Source organism: Campylobacter sp. BCW_4323 (genome assembly GCF_001763115.1).
Lineage (GTDB): Bacteria > Campylobacterota > Campylobacteria > Campylobacterales > Campylobacteraceae > Campylobacter_D > Campylobacter_D jejuni.
Map to the genome: position 1 here is coordinate 8,559 of NZ_MJYC01000087.1, position 18,020 is coordinate 26,578.

An 18,020-nucleotide genomic window follows, 5' to 3' on the forward strand; every position below is an offset into this window, starting at 1 on the left:
TGTATAACTAGGATGAGTGATCATTTGAGGAAGATTATAAACAAATTGTTCTATGCCTTGAAGGGCATCGAGTGGATCATTGCCATTTCTTAAAATGATATTTTTAAAAGTTTCTGCTAGTTTATGATTGATTTTTAAAACATCTTCATGAAATCTTTCATAATAATTACTCATCAGTTCTAAAAAATAAATTCTAGAAAATTGAAAGAAAGGTTTGCTAGAACAAAAATCAGAAAAAAATTCTATATCTAAAGAACTAGTTTCTAAAATCATCAATCTTGAATTTTGTAATTCATTTGAAAAATCTAAGATATGAAACATCATCCAAATGATCTCTATATCTTTTTCAAAAACAACAATATGCTGATGATTTTTATTTTGTAATAAAGCTTTAAATAAAATTCCATTTCCAAAACCATAAAAATATAATACAGGATAAAGTAGATATTTATCATTATAAGTGTTTAGCATAGTGTTTAATTCATCAATAACATTTTCATAAAGAAAAGTATTATCACTTGTATCTTTTAGATTGATATCTAGATTATCTTTACCTAAGATAAGTTCAAATTTACTAGATTTGATTTCTTTTAAACTTTCTTTTAAAAGAATATTACCTAAAGCTTCAATGTTTTTATTAAAGAGTTCTTTTTGGGTAGGGGTGAAAGTCATCATAAACCCCATCCATCATCTACTACTAAGGTTTGTCCTGTGATAAATTTACTCTCATCACTAAGCAAAAATACCAAAGTTCCGCATACATCATCTGCATCTAGCATACCCTTACTCGCACAACAATTTCTATAAGCTTTTAAAAAAAGTTCGTTTTGATTGTCTAAAATTCCCCCGCTTGCTAGGGTATTAACACGTATGTTTTGATTAAAAAGCTCTTTAGCTAGCCAAGCGCCCATGTGATTAATCCCTGCTTTTATCACGCTATATTCTAAAGAGCTTTGCATAGAAGTGCCTTTATAGTTTTCAAATTTTGGCGCATAAACTCCCATGATGGAGCTAAGATTGATGATATTGCCATGACCTTGTTTTTTAAAAAATTTCACAAATTCTTGAGCTGCCAGCATAAAACCTGCTAAATGTAAATTTAAACTTTCACAAATTTGTTCGTATTTGAGTTCATAATAAGGCGTTTTACCCCAATCTTTACCAAAAGGATAGCTTGAATTGACAAAAGCATCGATTTTACCGTATCTTTCATGGCTTTTTTGAAGGGCGGTTTGTAAGCTTTCTTGTTTGGTGATGTCAAGTTCTAAGCTTAAAAGTTTTGTTTTAAAATTTGTTTCTAAATTTTCTTGCAGTTCTTTTAAGCGTTCTTTGTTGATATCTGCGAGTATAGGGATACCTTTGCTAAGAAGTATTTTTTGACAAAGCGCTTTACCTATGCGTCCACAAGCTCCTGCTACAAAGATGATCTTATTTTCAAGCATTAAAAATCCTTTGGCGATAAATTTTTTAAAGAGATCAAAAACTCTACGATTTTAAAATCAAGTTCACTATCTACATCAAAAGCCGTGCTTTCATCCATCACAAAAAGCCCTGTTTTTTCTCCAAAAACACTATCATTTTCTAAAAGATAATCCCTTTTGAAGATATAAATACTAGCGTTCATATCGTAGCATTTTGGGGCACTTTGGCGGGTAGTAAAATTTCCTTCTTTGGATTTTACTACCTTGTTATTTTGTATTTCTATGAGATTAAAATAAGGATTGCGTCTAGCTGGAACTGCGGTAATGAGATTGGAATTATCATTTTTAACAAAACTTTCATAAGCTTTTTTTATATCAAGGCTTGAGCGTAGTGGAGCTGAAGCATCTAAGTCTATGAGAGTTTCAAAACGCGTTTTAAAGTGCTCTTCACTTCTTAGCAAGGCATCACGCATAACAGGAAGTTTTGCGGCCTGATCATTGGCAAGATGAGCTTCTCTTTTAAAAAAAACTTCAGCACCGTATTTTTGAGCTACACTTGCGATTTCATCACTATCAGTACTTATGACTATGTGTTTAAAAAGTTTTGAATTTTGAGCTTGTATGATGCTATAAGCTATCATTTCAATTTCGTTAATCTTTCTAATATTTTTGTTTTTAACGCCTTTACTTCCACCTCTAGCACAAATGGTGCATAAAATTTCAGCCATTTTTTTTCCTTACTTCATCGCAAAGTTCAAGTACTTTTAAAGCTTGCTTAAGATCGCAAAGTTCTTTGTCTTTTTCAAAGATTGCTTGATGTAAATTTTGAAGAGTTTTTATCGTATCGTTTTCAAAATTTAAGATTTTTTGACTTTGATCTTTGTGATAAATTTCGATTTTATTGTTTATTAAATCGGCTTTAAAGCTTTTTTCTAAAGTATGAATGGTAATTTCTCTTTTGTTAAATTTAGAAAAATAGCCTAATTCTATATGAATTTTAGCTTCTTGTGAATTTTTTAAAACCAAAAAGGCAAAATCATCGCTTGTTATGTCAAGCTCTGAAATTTTAGCATTTTGGGAGTACTCAAGCTCTAAGTTTCCAAAAAGAAAAAAGGCTAGATCGATTTCATGAGAAAGATCGAGTAAAACCCCACCACCTAGCTCTTTTTTAGCGCTGTAATTTTGCCTGTAGTCTAAAGCCCTCCAATGGGGCAAATAAGAATTACAAACCAAACTAGCAAAATAATTTTTTTCCTCTTTTAAAAGCTTTTTTAAAGCCACAATCACAGGATGAAAACGTAGTAAATACGCCACATAAATGTGATTTTTTGAGCTTGTGAAATTTTGCACCTTTTCAAATAAAGGTTTTTCTACGAGTATGATTTTATCTTTTACAAGCTCATTTAAAGTTTTTAAGGTGTTAAAATGCTCTGTAGTGATATTTGCGATGATAAAAAGATCAAATTCGTTTAAATCACATTCTTTTAAAGAGCGATAAATTGGAGTTTTTTCAAACTCTTCTTTTTTAGCACTTAAAGAAAGCAAACTTACTTTATACTTTAAATTTTTTAAGGCTAAAAAATGCTTTTTTCCTATGCTTCCAAGGCCTATGATTAAGATTTTCATTTAAAATCCTCATTGGCTTTTAAAAACTCATCTGGCCTTCCAATGTCAATCCAATAATCATTGATGATATAGGTATTTACCTTGCCTTTTTGTAGAGCGAGTTTGATGAGTTCGGGCATGTCTAGGTATTCGTTTTTAGTAATTAAATTTAAAATTTCATTTTCAAGTACATAAATTCCTGCACTTACTAGAAATTTTTGAGTAGGTTTTTCTTCTATATTTTCTATAAAACCTTGCTTTTGAGTGATCACTCCATAAGGAATTTGTTGCTCAAACTCACGCACGCAAACGCTCATTAAAGCTTTTGATTTTTTATGCGCTTTTAAAAGATCATTAAAATCAAGCTCGGTTAAAATGTCTGCATTCATAACAATAAAGCTTTCTTTAAATTCTTGTTTTATAAGGCTTAAAGCTCCTGCTGTGCCTAGTTTTTTACGCTCTTTAATATAAGAAATTTTAACCCCAAATTTTTGTCCTTTTTGAAAATAATTTTCTATGATTTGTTTTTTATAATTCACACAAAAGATAAAATTTTCAAAATTTTGATTTTTAAATCTTTGGACTATGCTTTCTAAAATGGGTTTTTTGCCTACTTTTAACATAGGTTTTGGAGTATCTTTAGTCAGCTCTTTTAAGCGAGATCCTAAGCCTCCAGCCATGATGATAATGAAGTTTGGATTGGATTTTAAAAGTGATGAGATAGATTTTATAGAAAGGATTTGCTCTTTTTCATCTAAAACAGGAAAGTCATAAATATCGGTTTTAGCAGAAATTTTTAAAAGCTGTTCTTTGCTTGTGTTTTCTTTTATGGTGATGGGATTTTTAGTGTAAATATCCTTGATACTATCTTTTAAAGTTTTGCCACCAATTAAAGCTTTTCTGATGTTTGAATCACTAATGACTCCTAAAAATTTATCCTTTTTATCAACTATAATGCCTAGTCTAACACGTTCTTGCCCGACTATTTTTAAAGCTTCTTCTATGCTTGAATCAGGGGTGAGTTTGAGTTTGTTTATATTCATACTAAGCCTTATAAATCGATGAAATTTTTATGTAAAATTGTATCTAAATTTACATTTTTTAGGTAAGTTTTTATGATTTTATTGGGATTTTTATTATTATCATAAGGGTTTTTGAAATTTTTTAATTTTTGCTTAAATTCTTTGCTTTCTAATTTTTCAAAAGCTTGATCAAGAGCATTAATTTCACAATCAATGATATTTTGAGTTCTTAAACGCCCTTTTTGTCTATCGCCTATATTAATGCAAGGAGTTTTAAAAAAAGGGCTTTCGCTAATACCACTTGAAGAATTGCCTATCATGGCCTTGGCTATTTTCATAAGACTTAGGTATTTTTGTGAGCCAAGATTGTCAAAAATTTTAGCCTTGTGTGAGTTTTTTTGGCAGTAATTTTGCAAAATTTCATTGATTAAAAGTCCATTTTCATCGGCATTTGCTTTGGTAAAAATCAAACTTGCGTTTTTAAGGGTATCAAGTTTTTTAAGCAAGGTTTTAATCTCTTTTTGAGTGTTTTTTACATTTAAGGTTAAAGGATGATAAGTGATTAAGTAAAGTTCTTTATCTAATTTCATTTCTAAGGCTTTTTCTAAGTCTTTTTTGTTTAAAAAACTCATATTTTTTATGATAGTAGAAGCTAAAGAGCCTATGTTAAAAACCCTTTTTTCTTCTTCTCCAAGTTGTAAAAGCCTTTTTTTATAAATTTCATGACTTACAAAATGTAAATGTGACATTTTTGAAATGCTGTGTCTTATACTATCATCAATGGCTCCTAAAGTAAGCTCCCCACCACATAAATGCACTAAGGGTATGTGCATCAAAAGACACACACTTGCTACGCTAAGCATTTCATAACGATCACCTAAAATCACCACCATATCAGGTTTTAAGTCTTCAAAAGCTTGACTAAAAGCACTAAAGGCTAAGCTCATGCTTTTACAAAGGCTTATTTTATCATCACTTGCGAGTAATATAGGAATTTTTTTAGTGATTTTAAATTCTTTTTCTATTTCTTTATAAGTGAGTCCAAACTCAGGACTTAAATGTGCTCCTGTAGCGATGATTTGAAGGCTTAAATCTTTATCATTTTGAATTTCATGACATAAATTTCTTAAAAGATACCATTCAGCCCTTGTTGCACTGACTATACAAATCTTTCTTTTACTCACGGATAAGCTCATCTTCTTTGTAGTTTTTAGTAGCAATCTTACCCAAAAACTCTTCATATCTCATAGCACTTATACCATTTGCGGGACGTTTGGTAGTAAGATTTTCTTCGCTAAAAATTTCTCCTTTTTGTATATCTTTTTTGGCCACTAAACTTTTTCTTACTATGTTGATATTTTTTTGTTCGCTTTTACTTGCTTTTTTTATGCCATCACCCATAGCCTTTTGTATTTGTCTTATTTGAGTGCAAAGCATTTTAAGTTCATGAGGTTCTAGGCTTGCTTTATGATCAGGCCCTGGCATATTTTTATCTAGAGTGAAATGCTTTTCTATCACACAAGCTCCTAAGGCCACAGCAGCTAGAGAAATGTGTATGCCTTGAGTGTGATCAGAATAACCCACATCAAGCTTAAAAGCGTCTTTTAAGCTTTGCATGGCTTTAAGATTGACTTCATCAAAAGGGGTAGGGTATTCTGTAGTGCAGTGCAAAAGAGTGATATTTTGGCGTTTAGCGCCATTTTTGCAAAGCACATTTAAAGCTTCTTCTATCTCGCCTAAATTTGCCATGCCTGTTGAAAGTATGATTTTTTTATTAAGCTTTGCAATTTTTTTAAGATAGGGTAGATTGGTGATTTCTCCGCTTGGAATTTTAAAGATTTTTAAGCCTAACTCATTTAAAAGATCTACACTTTCAAGATCAAAAGGAGTAGAAAGAAAGGCAATATTGCATTTTTTTGCGTGTAGGATAAGCTCTTTATGAGCTTTAAGATCGAGTTCGAGTTTTTGTACCATTTGAAGCTGACTCTCATCACTAGCTGTGGTTTTAAGCTGATAGGGTGCTTTTTTAGCCTTTGTGCTGATACAGTTTTTGGCTTTAAAACTTTGAAATTTAACAAAATCAGCCCCTGAATCTGCTGCGATTTCTATTAACTTTTTAGCTAAATTTAAATCACCATTGTGATTGACTCCTGCTTCTGCGATGATTAAAGTTTTTTTCATGATTTTTTCCAAAAATTTTTTCTTTAATTATAGCATTAAAGCAAGAGTTGTTCCAAATTATTTTAAAGGATTTTTTAGCTTAAATTCTCCAAAATCATTTTTATAAAATAAATCCATATTATAGTGTTTTTCTACTATTTTCCAAAATGTAGTTTTACTAATATCTATGAAGTTGCAAAAATCTTCAACGCATTTATTGTCAAGCTTATGATCTCTTTTTTGTACAAGTTCAATAGCTTCTTTTCTGCCTAAAAGTCCATAACGCACGAAACGAGCTGTGTAATCACTCGCACAAGCATGACCAAATTTAGGGTATTTCATCCAAGCATGTAGGATATAACCTATACTATCAACTTGATCAAAATTTTCTGCACACATTGTTCTATCCCATTCGCCTTCTAGATCAGTAAAACCACGACTTTTAGCAAAAATATAATTGCTATAAGAATTCCATTTTACAAAATAACTTAGATAAATAGGGTCAAGTTTATCGAGCTTATCTTTGTTTGGATTGAAAAAGAGTTGCAAATTTTCTTCTTTGATTTCATCATCTATAAATTCATTTATATCTAAATCACTAGCTGTACCATTTAAAAATATTTCTTTGGCACTAGGAGTTTCTTTGGCATCACTACCTCCATATTCAAAGCTAACATTTTCCCCATAAACCAATAAAGGTGTATTAAATTTTAAAGCCATAGCAAAAGGATAGCTGTAAATCAACCTATCAATAAACCAAGTAGGTTTTCCATATTTTTCAAAGGTTTTTAGCATAACTTTTTTTTGAGTTTTGATATCGGGTTTTAAGCTAATGATATGACAACCAAAAGTTTCACTTAAATTTTTAAGATTTTTCTTACCCGCTTCAGTCATAGTGAAATTATCTTCAACACTAAAAAGAATAGGATTCATTCCAAGTTTTTCTTTCATAATATGCACTTGAAAATGCGAATCCTTACCTCCACTCACAGCAATAGCGCAATCATATTCAAATTTTCCATTCATTCTGCGGTATTTATCGCATAAGGCTTCAAGCTCTTTAAATCTTGCTTTATAGTCAATATTTTCTTTATTTTTATGATTGATACAAGCTGAACAGATATTTTTACCTTCTTTATCTTTTGTAAAATTAATACCAGGTCTAGTATTTGGCATCACGCAGTGATCACAATAAATCATTTCCACCCCTTCAATTTAATAAAAAGGTTAGATTATATAAAATATTAAATTAATATTTACTTATTTTATAAGATATCACTTATTTTTGTTTTATTTTTTCTACCTAAAATTCCTTTTTCTAAGGCCTTTTTAAAGATTTTTGGATGGTAAAAATTTTCATCTTCTTCTTTTAAATTCTTACAAATTTTATCACAAAGTTCTATGCCTATAGTGTCGATAATATTTAACAAATTTCTTTTTTCATAAAGCAAATCATAAACTGTTTGACATTCTTTGAAATTGTAATTGTATTTTTCTATAATTTTAAAAAACGATGAAATTTCATTGAATAAAAGTAAATTTGCTAAAGCTCCTCGATTGCCTTTGCCGTGAATGATATGAAATCCTAATTTTTTAAGATCTTTCAATGGGGTAAATCGTTCTAAATTAGAACCACAAAGTTCTATTAATTTGATATAAATAGGATTGAAAAAATGTATAAAATCGCAGTTTAAATCATCCATACCCAAAGAACTTGAATTTGAAAAAACTATATTATTATTGTCTCTAAGAATTTGTATGATTTCTTTTTTTAAATTTAAATCTTCATTTAAGCTTTCTATAGTCAAGCTATTTTTAAGATCTTCTATATGTTGGTAAATATTTATTTTTCCGGAGTTAAAATTAGAAAAATCTATTTTTCTTTGTAGAAGTTTTATTTGTTTTTCAAATTCGTATATATTGGGCTTGCTTTTACTATAAACACCTATTTCATAACCCAATAAATAAAATAAAGCACTTATTTGCCTACCCATTAAACCAAAGCCTATGATATTAATTTCTTTCATTGTTTTTTCCTTGTTTTAATTATATTTTTATGAAAAATAAGTTGATTGGATGTGTAGTTTTTGCTAATAATGCTACCTGCGCTTACTATGCAGTTATCTTCTAAGTTTACGCAAGGCAACAGGCTAACTCTAGTAGCTAAAAAACAATTTTTTCCTATGCTTGAATTTCCATTGAGTGTAGCATAAGGGCTTAAAATACTTCCTTCTCCCACCTTGCAATCATGAGCTATGCTTGAATAAATATTACAAAGCACAAAATCTCCTATATTTGAATTAGCATTAATGGTTGCAAAAGGACACACTATAACCCCTTGTCCTATTTTAGCTTCTTTTGAAATAAAAGATTGAGGATGTATAAAAGTGATAAAATTACATGATTTTTTTGAAAGTTTTAAAAGGATTTTTTTTCTTAAATTGATTTGTCCTACACCTAAAGCAAAAGATGCTTTTTGAATCAACTTTTTATCGAAATTATCTTCATTGCCTAGGTATTTTAAGTCAAAAAAATTATTTTCTTGTATATCGATATAGCCTATAATTTCGTAATTTGCATCTTTTAAATAAGAATAAAGCTCTCTAGCAAAGCCACCCGATCCTATGATGATGACATTTTTCACGCACTTCTCCTAAAAGAAGAAGTAAAAAAATCAAATCCCCCCCCCCGCTACTCTCATATTTTTTCTTATTAAAATTTTTTTAATGCTTTGAATTAAATTTTGCAACGCATCATTCCTTTTTATTTGCTATTCTAACGCTACTAGGTAAATTAACCAAGTGTTTTTCTAAATTTTTAGTGTTTATAAGCTCATCGCTTTGACAGTTTTGAAAAGCTTTTAAACTCGGTAAGCTTTTCCATACAGGACGGACGAAAATATTATTTTTCAAGCATTCTTCTAAAAAGATATTTCTTAAATTCTCATCCTTAAAAAGCAAGGTATTGAGCCAAAAATTGCTTTTTTCATTGCTTTTTTCGTCAACAAATTTGCATTTATCGTGATTTTTAAAAAAATCCTTGTAAATTTTAGCAAGTTCTCTTTTATTTTCTAAAAAAAGTTCCAAATTTTCAAGTCCTGCAAGCAAGATCGCTGCGTTTATATTGCAAAGACGGTAATTATAAGCCACCCTATCATGATCGTATTCGTAAGGATGAGAGATTTTGGCTGTAGTGCTAAGGTGTCTTGCAAGCTTGGCTAAATTTTCATCATCGCTTAATATCGCTCCACCGCATCCGCCTGTGATAATTTTATTGCCATTAAAACTTAAAATTCCACACTGTCCAAAAGTGCCTAAGGCCTTATTTTCATAAGTGCTTCCTAAGGCTTCTGCAGCATCTTCGATTAAAAGGATGTGATATTTTTCACAAAGCTCTTTGATGGCTTTTATATGAGCACTTAAACCAAAGGTATGCATGATAACACAAGCTTTGATGGGTTTGTGTGTAGTTTTGTTATAGCTAAGATTATCTTTTTGATAAGTTTGATTTTCTAAAAAATGCTCTAAAGCCTTAGGACTTAAACTCAGAGTGTTTTCATCTATATCTAAAAAAACGGGCTTTGCACCTGTATAAGTGATAGCATTGGCCGTGGCGACAAAACTTATGCTTTGAGTGATGACTTCGCAGTTTTCATCGATACCATTAGCTAGTAAAGCGATATGAAGGGCTGCTGTGCCTGTATTTGTAGCGACAACAAAGCGTGTTTTAGTTTTTTCTTTTAAAGCTTCTTCAAAACGCGTTACAAATTCTCCCATGCTTGAAACAAAACCACTATCGATACACTCTAAGAGATATTTTTTCTCATTGCCTATAAAACAAGGCTCATGTAGGGCGATATTTTCTTTATTAAAAAGACTTTTTATAAAAGAAATTTCTTTTTCAAACATTATAAAGCTCACTTTTATAATTTTCTAAATTTTCTTTAAAATACTCTATGCTTTGTCTTAAGCCTTCTTCTAGACTTATTTTGCTTTGCCAATTTGTAGTTTTTTTGAGCTTGCTTGCATCGCAACAAAGTCTAAAAACTTCGCTATTTTTAGGACGCAATCTTTGTTCATCTTGGATGATTTTTACTTTAGAATCTAAAATTTTTTGTATGAGATCAAGTACTTCTTGCATGGAGTATTCCGCTCCTGAGCCTATATTATAAACTTCTCCAAAATGTTTTAAGTTTAAAAGAGAGATAAAACCCTCGCAAGTATCTAGCACAAAATTTAAATCTCTTTTAGGGCTTAAATCTCCTAGTTTGATTTCCTTTGCTCCGCTTAAAATTTGTGTGATAATGGTAGGTATGATGGCTCTTGCGCTTTGTCTTGGACCATAGGTGTTAAAAGGGCGTGCGATATTGAGATTTAAATTAAAAGAATTATAATAACTCAGTGCCATCATATCTGCAGCGATTTTGCTTGCAGAATAAGGGCTTTGAGGTTGCAAAGGGTGTTTTTCATCGATAGGTGCATAAAAGGCTGTGCCATAAACTTCGCTTGTTGAGGTGTGGATAAAATGTGAAATTTCATTTTTTTTAGCTGCTTCGAGCATATTTAAAGTGCCATTGACATTGGTATCCACATAGCTTTGTGGGGCTGCGTAGGAGTAGGGGATAGCAATTAAAGCGCCAAGATGAAAGATCGCATCTATATTTTTGGTGATTTTTTCGCAAAAAAAACTATCTCTTAAATCCCCACTTATAACTTCCATGTCTTTTAAAAAAGGACTTTTTTCTAAATGTCCCCAAAAATTAAAAGAATTATACTGACTTAAAGCTCTGACTTTAAAACCTTTTTTGACTAAACTTTCGCAAAGATGAGAACCTATAAAACCATCAGCACCTGTAACTAAGATATTTTTCATTCAAAATCTCCTTGTTTTAAAGCATCGCCAAATTTTATATCTTTAGTAGCTTTTTTTCCTAGAATTTCTTGATAAAATTTAGGATGTAGTCCAAAAGAAGGACGCACGGATTTTACATTTTCTTCGCTGAACATTTCACCTTTTTTGATATCTTTGCTTGCATACAAGCTTCTTGCAAAAACACGGTTTTTAAGCACCTTTTCATCTAAGTCCAACTTACCATTGCCTAAAGCACTTTCGGTCTGTCTAACCGCATCTACCATAGCTTTAAATTCACCAAAATCAAGACTAAATTTACTATCTTCACTTTCTATGCTTTTATCTAACATAAAATGCTTTTCTATCACTCTAGCACCTAAGCTTACTGCTATAATAGGGGCTAAAGAGCCAAAACTATGATCGCTTAATCCTACTTCAACATTAAATTTTTCTTTTAAACTCACCATAGCTTTTAAATTCATATCTTCTATGGTGGCAGGATAAGCTGAAGTGCATTTTAAAAAGATCAAATCAGGATTTTTTTCTTCTTTAAAAATTTCACATATCCTAAAAAGCTCTCCTTCTGTAGCAATGCCCGTTGAAACGATGGTAGGTTTTTTTTCTTTGGCGATTAAACGCACGAAATTTTCATCATTGGCTTCAAAAGAAGCGATTTTATAAGCCATAGGATCAAAGCGTTTTAGAAATTCTAAATCTTCTTTGGCAAAAGGACTTGAAAAACAAAGTATGCCTTCATTTTGTGCGGTTTCAAAGATTTGAGAATGCCACTCATAAGGGGTTTTTGCACTTTCGTAAAGCTCATAAAGTTTTCTTTTATCCCAAAGCCCTCCTTTGACGATAAAATCTTCTTTGTCACTATTTAGCGTAAGGCTATCTGCAGTGTAAGTTTGGATTTTTATCGCATCAGCACCTGCTTTTTTGGCTGCTTTTATGCTTTTAAGTGCCATTTCAAGACTTCCTGCGTGATTTGCACTCAGTTCTGCGATGATAAAAACTTTTTTATCGGTGTCAAAATTTCCTATTTGCATGATTTTCTTTCTTTTAATAAATTTCCTAAACTAAAATAATATATAATTATATTATATATTTACTCAAATTTTGAATATTTATATAATATAAATATATAAAATCATAAAATAAAATTTAATTATAACGATATATATATTTAAGACTAATTAAAGGAAATTTATGAAATTTTGTAAAAAATGTGTGATGCCAGATACTAAGCCTGATTTACATTTTGATGAAGAAGGTGTTTGTGATGCTTGCCGTTCTCAAGAAGTTAAAAATCAAAATATTAATTGGCAAGAAAGAGAAAAAGAATTTTTTGAGCTTATAAAAAAATACAAAAAACATCCCGCTTATGATTGTGTTATCGGAGTAAGTGGCGGAAAAGATTCTACTTTTCAAGTGGTTAAAATGCTTGAACTTGGACTTAATCCTTTGTGTGTGTGTTTTGAGCCTAGCGTACCTACGAAAATAGGGCGCAAAAATTTAGACAATTTAAATCATCTTGGCGTGGATTTGATCCATATCAAGCGTGATCCAAAAGTTTATCAAAAACTTGCCCGTGAAGCTTTTATAAGAACAGGGGATAATGAGTGGCAAAACCATTTGGGAATTTTTACTTCTGTTCCACGCATAGCGGTAAATTTTGGAGTGCCTTTGATCATCTGGGGAGAAAGTCCGCAGATAGAGTATGGCGGTCCTGCGAGTAGTAAAAATAAGAATATTTTAGGCAGAGAGTGGCTTGAAGAATTTGGCGGACTTTTAGGAAACCGTCCTTCTGATATGCTTGGGGTAAATGGCATCACTGAAAAAGATTTGTTTTTATATACTTATCCAAGTGATGAAGAACTTCAAAGAGTAGGGGTTACTGGGCTATTTTTAGGGTATTATTTTAAATGGGATTATAAAAAAATTCTTGAAATTTCTAAAAAATATGGTTTTTTAACTCTAGATCATCCTGTTGAGACTACTTATGAAAATTTTGAAAATTTAGATTGTTATTCTAATCATGTGCATGATTATTTAAAATACTGCAAATACGGCTTTGGTAGAGCAACGGATAATGCTTGTTTGGATATTCGTTTAGGTTATATCAGCCGTGAAGAAGGGGTGCGTTTGGTACAAAAATACGATGGCAAGCCCCCTAAAAAGGCTATTAAAAAATACCTTGAATTCAGTGGTTTTAGCGAGGAAGAATTTCAAAAAATAGTAGATTCTTTTACCAATAAAAAAATTTTTAAACGTGATGAAAATGGCAAATTTTTAAGAGATTATGATGGTTCTTTGGTAAGAAAAGACGAGTGTGTTTTAAAATGATAGCGCTCATTGATTACAAGGCGGGAAATTTAAACTCTGTTGCTAAGGCTTTTGAAAAAATAGGAGCTATAAATTTCATAGCTAAAAATCCAAAAGATTTGCAAAAAGCAGATAAATTGCTTTTACCTGGAGTGGGATCTTTTAAAGAAGCGATGAAAAATTTAAAAGAACTTGGTTTTATAGAAGCTTTAAAAGAGCAAGTTTTAGTACAAAAAAAACCTATTTTAGGCATTTGTTTAGGAATGCAGCTTTTTTTAGAAAGGGGCTATGAAGGTGGAGTTTGTGAAGGACTTGGTTTTATAGAAGGTGAAGTAGTCAAATTTGAAGAGGATTTAAATTTAAAAATCCCACACATGGGTTGGAATGAACTTGAAATTTTAAAACAAGAACCTTTGTATCAAGGCATAGAAGATAAGAGTGATTTTTATTTTGTGCATTCTTTTTATGTGAAATGCAAAGATGAGTTTGTAAGTGCTAAAGCACAATACGGACATAAATTTGTCGCATCTTTGCAAAAAGATCATATTTTTGCGACGCAGTTTCATCCTGAAAAAAGTCAAAATTTAGGCTTAAAACTTTTAGAAAATTTTATAAGGCTTTAAATGTTAAAAACTAGAATTATCCCTTGTGTGTTATTAAAAAATTCTCAACTTGTTAAAAGTATAGAATTTAAAGATTTTCGCACTATAGGGCATTTAACTTCAACAATGAGAATTTATAATGCACGCAATGTTGATGAGCTTATTATCTTAGATATAGATGCTTCAAAAAGTGGAGAAATAGATTTTGAAAGTATAGAAGATCTTGCTAAAGAATGTTTTATGCCTTTAACTATAGGTGGCGGGATAAAAACCCTTGAAGATATACAAAAGATTTTAAATTTAGGTGCGGATAAAATTTCTATCAATTCTAAGGCCTTAGAAGATATGGATTTTATAAGTAAAGCGGCTAATCGTTTTGGTTCTCAATGTATAGTTTGTTCTATAGATGTTAAAAGAAAAGGAGAGCAATTTTGTGTTTATGACAGGGGAAATTTACTTGAAAAAAGTCCTTTAGAACTTGCTTTAGAATATGAAAAAAAAGGTGCCGGAGAGCTTCTTTTAACTTCTGTGGATTTTGAGGGAAAAGCAAAGGGTTATGATTTAGAACTTTTAAAGATCTTTCAAAATAAACTTAAAATTCCTCTTATTATTAATGGAGGACTTAGCAATCCAAGTGATGGAGTTAAGGCTTTAAATTTGGGTGCTGATGCTTTAGCAGGGGCTTATATTTTTCATTTTTCTAAGTACACCCCTAAAGATGTAAAAGAAGAATTAGCTAAGCAAGGTTTTGCAGTTAGGATTATCTAATACAATATAAAAAAAATCTCCATCTTCTTTTGTGATGATAAAATTATTATTCTTATAAAGTTTTAAAGCCTTTTCATTATCTTTAAAAACACAAGCTTTTAGGGTTTTTATCTTTAAAATTTCAAAGGCGTATTTTTTGATTTCATTCATTAAAATTTGTCCTACGCCTTTTAAATCAGGTTTTGTATAAAGTCCAAATTCACAAGATTTAGTTGTGATATTGACAAAATTAATCACACCAATAATCTGCTCATCTTGAAAAACTAAAAAATATTTTTTGCTAGAATCTTGATGTAAATTTTTTAAAAATCTTAAATGTTCTTCAAAATCGATATGTTTTGTTTTCATAAATTGACTGATATCGGGGTGATTACGCCATTTAAAAATCAGCTCTATTTCTTGAGAATTGAGTTCTGTGAAATTTTTAAGTTTTATCAATGCCTATACTCCACTTCATAGCCTTTTTGAGCTAGCCAATTGGCTAGTTTTTCTTGATTTTTAGCAACACAGATGGTTTTAAAATTTGCTTTTAAAAGTAAGGCTTCATTGACTAAAGAACTTGCACTGATGATGAGTTTATTGCTTTCATTCATCAATTTTGCAATATTTTCATGATCGATAAATAATCTAATATTGCTATGCAATTTTGTAAATTTTTGCAATTTTTTAAGATTAGAATTAGAAGAGCTGGTTGCAATGCTGATGATTTTTGTTTTAGGTAATTCGCTAGCAATTTGTAAAGAAAGGTTTTTTATATCAGTTCCACCCATACAAATGAAAAAATCATATTTTTTTTCTCTATTTTCTTTGGCCTCTTGATAAAATTCTTCCCTGATTAAAGCATAAGAAAAACCACATCTTACTTCGCATTTAAAAGGCACTAAACCTTCATAATCACTTGCTTTTGCATAGGCATTGACATTGAGTAAAATATCACAATGATGAGGCTTTATTTCATCATCAAAGCTTAGAATTTTCACCCCTGTTTCAAGCTTGATCAGTTTTTCATCATCTACGCTGATGCCATAGTGATCAATGATAAGAAGTTCAAATTTTTCTTCTTTGATGAGATTGATAAGCTCGTAGATACTTTCGCTACTAAGCTCATAAACAGGATAAGGAATTTCATCGATCAAAGAGCCTTCTAAAGGCAAGCAAGCAAAACTTACATCATCATATTGTTTAGCTAAGACTAGATCGCGTTTAATGTGTCCAAAGCCTATTTGACTGGAGCTATCGCTTCTAAAAAGCACTTTCATGATTTACCTTATAAAGTATTTTTGCAAATTCCAAATCTTGTATGGTGTCTATATCGCAAACTAAATTTCTTGGTAATACAAATACGCTAGAATGAGGTTTAAACATAAAATCTTCTTCAAGCCAAGCTTTACTTGTGCCAAAATAAAAAGCCCCTGCATCATGATAAGCTTTTGTTAAGTCTTGTGAGCGGCTTTTATAATGTTTTTCATCAAACATATAAACTTGATTGTTCTCATTTAAATGAAAAGCCCTTTGTATAGGATACTCAAACTCAGTGGCGGCAAATAAAAACTTGCTTTCATTTTCTAAAAATTTCTCAAAAGCTTTTTTTAAAATTTCACTGCTAATTAATGGAGCAGTAGCATAAAGACAACAGACATGATTATAAATTTGATCTTGACTTTGTAAAATTTCTATGGCATTTTGCACCACAGCGGTACTTGATGTATAATCATCACTTAAATTTTCATCACGCACAAATGGAGCTTTTGCACCGTATTTTAAAGCTACTTCTATGATTTCTTCATCATCGCTTGAAAGCACTACTTCATCAAAAATACCTGAATTTAAAGCATTTTCTATGCTATAAGCGATTAAAGGTTTTCCTAGAAAATCAATGATATTTTTTCTAGGAATTCTTTTTGATCCACCGCGTGCAGGGATGATGCAAAGATTTTTCATAGCTAAGCCTTGTTTTTTGTGTTTTATTTTACTGAAATTTAAGTATAATTGTCTTTAAAATACAATAAAATAATGTAAATAGGGTGGAATAATGCTCATAAATCAAACCTTTGAAATCGATTCTTGTGATGATGTAGAATTAGGTATTAAAAGAACTAGTAAGCTTGAATACCGTATAAGTTATGATGATGAAAAAGATATCAAAGCTATAGTTTTTATAGTGGGTGGTTTTGGAGCTAATGCAAATATTTCTTTTTTAGATTTTGATAGAGAATATATTGCTAAAAATTTTGATGTTGTAGCAGTGCATGTTTTTTATCATTGTTTTTGTGCAAGACAAAGTATCGATCAAAAGTACAATCCAAAGCTTATTCCTAATCAAGATGATTTAGAGCGTATCAACGGTATTTTAAAAAATATTAATTTAGGGCATTTGTTGGCTAATGAAGATAATTTTGAACAAATTATTCCTCTTATAGAGCAAAAAGTTAATGAAATGAAACAAGCAGGTTTGGTTGATGAAAGCCAAAAAATAGAACTTTTTTGCGATTTTGTCCCACCTAATGGAGACTATCAAAACTATGGCATTATGGCAGCTATTGATCATATCAATGCTTTAAAAGATTTAGTTAAACGCTTTCCAAAATTTGCAGATTTACCAAAAATTTATGGGGGGGGGTCATACGGAGGATACCTATCTTTACTCATAGCAAAAATAGCTCCTTGGTATGTGGATGGCGTGATTGATAATTCGGGTGTTTGCTTGCCATTTTTGGCGTGCATTTTAGGAAGAGAAATGAATCAATGTGAATTTTATTTCGAAGAAAGTGGTCATAGGCTTTATTGTTTTGTGTATAAATATTGGACTAGGAATATAAATTCTTTTTATTATTTTGGGGATGAGAATTATTTAATCAGAGCAATTTTAAATTCAAATCATCTTAAAATTCAAGCAAATATTGATAGTGATATCGTTTTTTCGAGTTATCATAGTTTGCAAGATATAGGTGCGCCAGTGCAAAACAAAATAGAGCTTTATAAGTGTTATCAAGAATTAGGCTATGATGCCACTTTACATTTGATAAAAGATGAAAGTGATGTAGATGGTAGATTTATAAAAAGTTTAGAACATGGGCTTAGAATGACTGATAGAGCTTTATTTAGAAAAGAACTTCCTTTAATGCTTGAAAAATTGCAAGGAAGAAAATCTTTTATGCAAGAAAATTCCATCTCTTATCCTTGTGGAAACAAAGTGTTTACTTTTAAAGATGTGGGAGATAAAATTGAATTAGAGATAATAAACTAAAATAAAGACAAAGGATATA

Annotated in this window: 19 protein-coding genes and 1 pseudogene; 4 read left to right on the forward strand and 16 right to left on the reverse strand. The window is 30.8% G+C overall.

Annotated elements, in window-relative coordinates; genetic code table 11:
- The 13 genes and pseudogenes from AJN60_RS10065 to pseI form a co-directional block, all read right to left on the reverse strand.
- A pseudogene (locus tag AJN60_RS10065) lies at positions 1 to 672 on the reverse strand (motility associated factor glycosyltransferase family protein); the annotation flags it as partial.
- Entirely contained in the window at positions 672 to 1,442 is a 771-nt protein-coding gene (gene ptmA / locus AJN60_RS08485; protein ID WP_070286254.1) for a flagellin modification protein PtmA, read from the reverse strand. The gene ptmA and the pseudogene AJN60_RS10065, both read right to left, overlap by 1 nt.
- Positions 1,442 to 2,149, reverse strand: a complete 708-nt coding sequence (gene legF / locus AJN60_RS08490) for a CMP-N,N'-diacetyllegionaminic acid synthase (protein WP_070261722.1) — start codon at positions 2,147 to 2,149, stop codon at positions 1,442 to 1,444. Before legF ends, ptmA begins: the two co-directional genes overlap by 1 nt.
- A complete protein-coding gene (gene ptmF, locus AJN60_RS08495) occupies positions 2,142 to 3,047 on the reverse strand; it encodes an L-glutamine-D-fructose-6-phosphate isomerase subunit (protein ID WP_070286255.1) in 906 nt (301 codons plus the stop codon). The genes legF and ptmF overlap by 8 nt, the downstream gene beginning before the upstream one ends.
- On the reverse strand, positions 3,044 to 4,069 hold the full coding sequence (locus AJN60_RS08500; RefSeq protein WP_070286256.1) for a nucleotidyltransferase family protein: 1,026 nt from the start codon (positions 4,067 to 4,069) through the stop codon (positions 3,044 to 3,046). Before AJN60_RS08500 ends, ptmF begins: the two co-directional genes overlap by 4 nt.
- Before the next feature lie 8 nt (positions 4,070 to 4,077).
- Positions 4,078 to 5,232, reverse strand: coding sequence for a GDP-N,N'-diacetylbacillosamine 2-epimerase (hydrolyzing) (legG, locus tag AJN60_RS08505; RefSeq protein WP_070286257.1), 1,155 nt, complete (start codon positions 5,230 to 5,232; stop codon positions 4,078 to 4,080).
- On the reverse strand, positions 5,225 to 6,229 hold the full coding sequence (legI, locus tag AJN60_RS08510) for a N,N'-diacetyllegionaminate synthase (RefSeq protein WP_070286323.1): 1,005 nt from the start codon (positions 6,227 to 6,229) through the stop codon (positions 5,225 to 5,227). Before legI ends, legG begins: the two co-directional genes overlap by 8 nt.
- A 57-nt stretch (positions 6,230 to 6,286) precedes the next feature.
- Entirely contained in the window at positions 6,287 to 7,408 is a 1,122-nt protein-coding gene (locus AJN60_RS08515) for an N-acetyl sugar amidotransferase (protein ID WP_070286258.1), read from the reverse strand.
- A 65-nt stretch (positions 7,409 to 7,473) separates the two neighbouring features.
- Positions 7,474 to 8,235: a 3-hydroxyacyl-CoA dehydrogenase NAD-binding domain-containing protein gene (locus AJN60_RS09480; RefSeq protein ID WP_079861573.1), complete on the reverse strand. Its 762-nt coding sequence runs from the start codon at positions 8,233 to 8,235 to the stop codon at positions 7,474 to 7,476.
- Positions 8,232 to 8,852: an acetyltransferase gene (locus AJN60_RS08530; protein WP_126215107.1), complete on the reverse strand. Its 621-nt coding sequence runs from the start codon at positions 8,850 to 8,852 to the stop codon at positions 8,232 to 8,234. The genes AJN60_RS09480 and AJN60_RS08530 overlap by 4 nt, the downstream gene beginning before the upstream one ends.
- A gap of 109 nt (positions 8,853 to 8,961) precedes the next feature.
- On the reverse strand, positions 8,962 to 10,116 hold the full coding sequence (gene legC, locus AJN60_RS08535; RefSeq protein WP_070286259.1) for an aminotransferase LegC: 1,155 nt from the start codon (positions 10,114 to 10,116) through the stop codon (positions 8,962 to 8,964).
- Positions 10,109 to 11,080 (reverse strand): 4,6-dehydratase LegB, encoded by a 972-nt coding sequence (legB, locus tag AJN60_RS08540; RefSeq protein ID WP_070286260.1) that lies wholly within the window; start codon positions 11,078 to 11,080, stop codon positions 10,109 to 10,111. The genes legC and legB overlap by 8 nt, the downstream gene beginning before the upstream one ends.
- Positions 11,077 to 12,108, reverse strand: a complete 1,032-nt coding sequence (pseI, locus tag AJN60_RS08545) for a pseudaminic acid synthase (protein WP_070286261.1) — start codon at positions 12,106 to 12,108, stop codon at positions 11,077 to 11,079. Before pseI ends, legB begins: the two co-directional genes overlap by 4 nt.
- Before the next feature lie 160 nt (positions 12,109 to 12,268).
- On the opposite strand from pseI, the gene pseA reads away from it, so the two are divergent.
- From pseA to AJN60_RS08560, 3 genes are read left to right on the forward strand one after another with little or no spacing between them, the layout of a single operon-like run.
- On the forward strand, positions 12,269 to 13,405 hold the full coding sequence (gene pseA / locus AJN60_RS08550; protein ID WP_070286262.1) for a pseudaminic acid biosynthesis protein PseA: 1,137 nt from the start codon (positions 12,269 to 12,271) through the stop codon (positions 13,403 to 13,405).
- Positions 13,402 to 14,007, forward strand: coding sequence for an imidazole glycerol phosphate synthase subunit HisH (gene hisH / locus AJN60_RS08555; protein WP_079460151.1), 606 nt, complete (start codon positions 13,402 to 13,404; stop codon positions 14,005 to 14,007). The genes pseA and hisH overlap by 4 nt, the downstream gene beginning before the upstream one ends.
- On the forward strand, positions 14,008 to 14,754 hold the full coding sequence (locus AJN60_RS08560; RefSeq protein ID WP_070286263.1) for a HisA/HisF-related TIM barrel protein: 747 nt from the start codon (positions 14,008 to 14,010) through the stop codon (positions 14,752 to 14,754). It abuts the gene before it with no gap.
- On the opposite strand, the gene pseH is transcribed toward AJN60_RS08560, so the two are convergent.
- From pseH to pseF, 3 genes are read right to left on the reverse strand one after another with little or no spacing between them, the layout of a single operon-like run.
- Positions 14,719 to 15,192 carry a UDP-4-amino-4,6-dideoxy-N-acetyl-beta-L-altrosamine N-acetyltransferase gene (pseH, locus tag AJN60_RS08565; protein WP_070286264.1) on the reverse strand — a complete coding sequence of 158 codons (474 nt, stop codon included), beginning with the start codon at positions 15,190 to 15,192 and terminating at the stop codon, positions 14,719 to 14,721. The genes AJN60_RS08560 and pseH overlap by 36 nt on opposite strands.
- On the reverse strand, positions 15,189 to 16,013 hold the full coding sequence (gene pseG / locus AJN60_RS08570; RefSeq protein WP_070286265.1) for a UDP-2,4-diacetamido-2,4,6-trideoxy-beta-L-altropyranose hydrolase: 825 nt from the start codon (positions 16,011 to 16,013) through the stop codon (positions 15,189 to 15,191). Before pseG ends, pseH begins: the two co-directional genes overlap by 4 nt.
- Positions 15,997 to 16,695, reverse strand: coding sequence for a pseudaminic acid cytidylyltransferase (pseF, locus tag AJN60_RS08575; protein WP_070286266.1), 699 nt, complete (start codon positions 16,693 to 16,695; stop codon positions 15,997 to 15,999). The genes pseG and pseF overlap by 17 nt, the downstream gene beginning before the upstream one ends.
- A 91-nt stretch (positions 16,696 to 16,786) precedes the next feature.
- On the opposite strand from pseF, the gene AJN60_RS08580 reads away from it, so the two are divergent.
- On the forward strand, positions 16,787 to 18,001 hold the full coding sequence (locus AJN60_RS08580) for a DUF2920 family protein (RefSeq protein WP_070286267.1): 1,215 nt from the start codon (positions 16,787 to 16,789) through the stop codon (positions 17,999 to 18,001).
- Positions 18,002 to 18,020 lie beyond the last annotated feature (19 nt).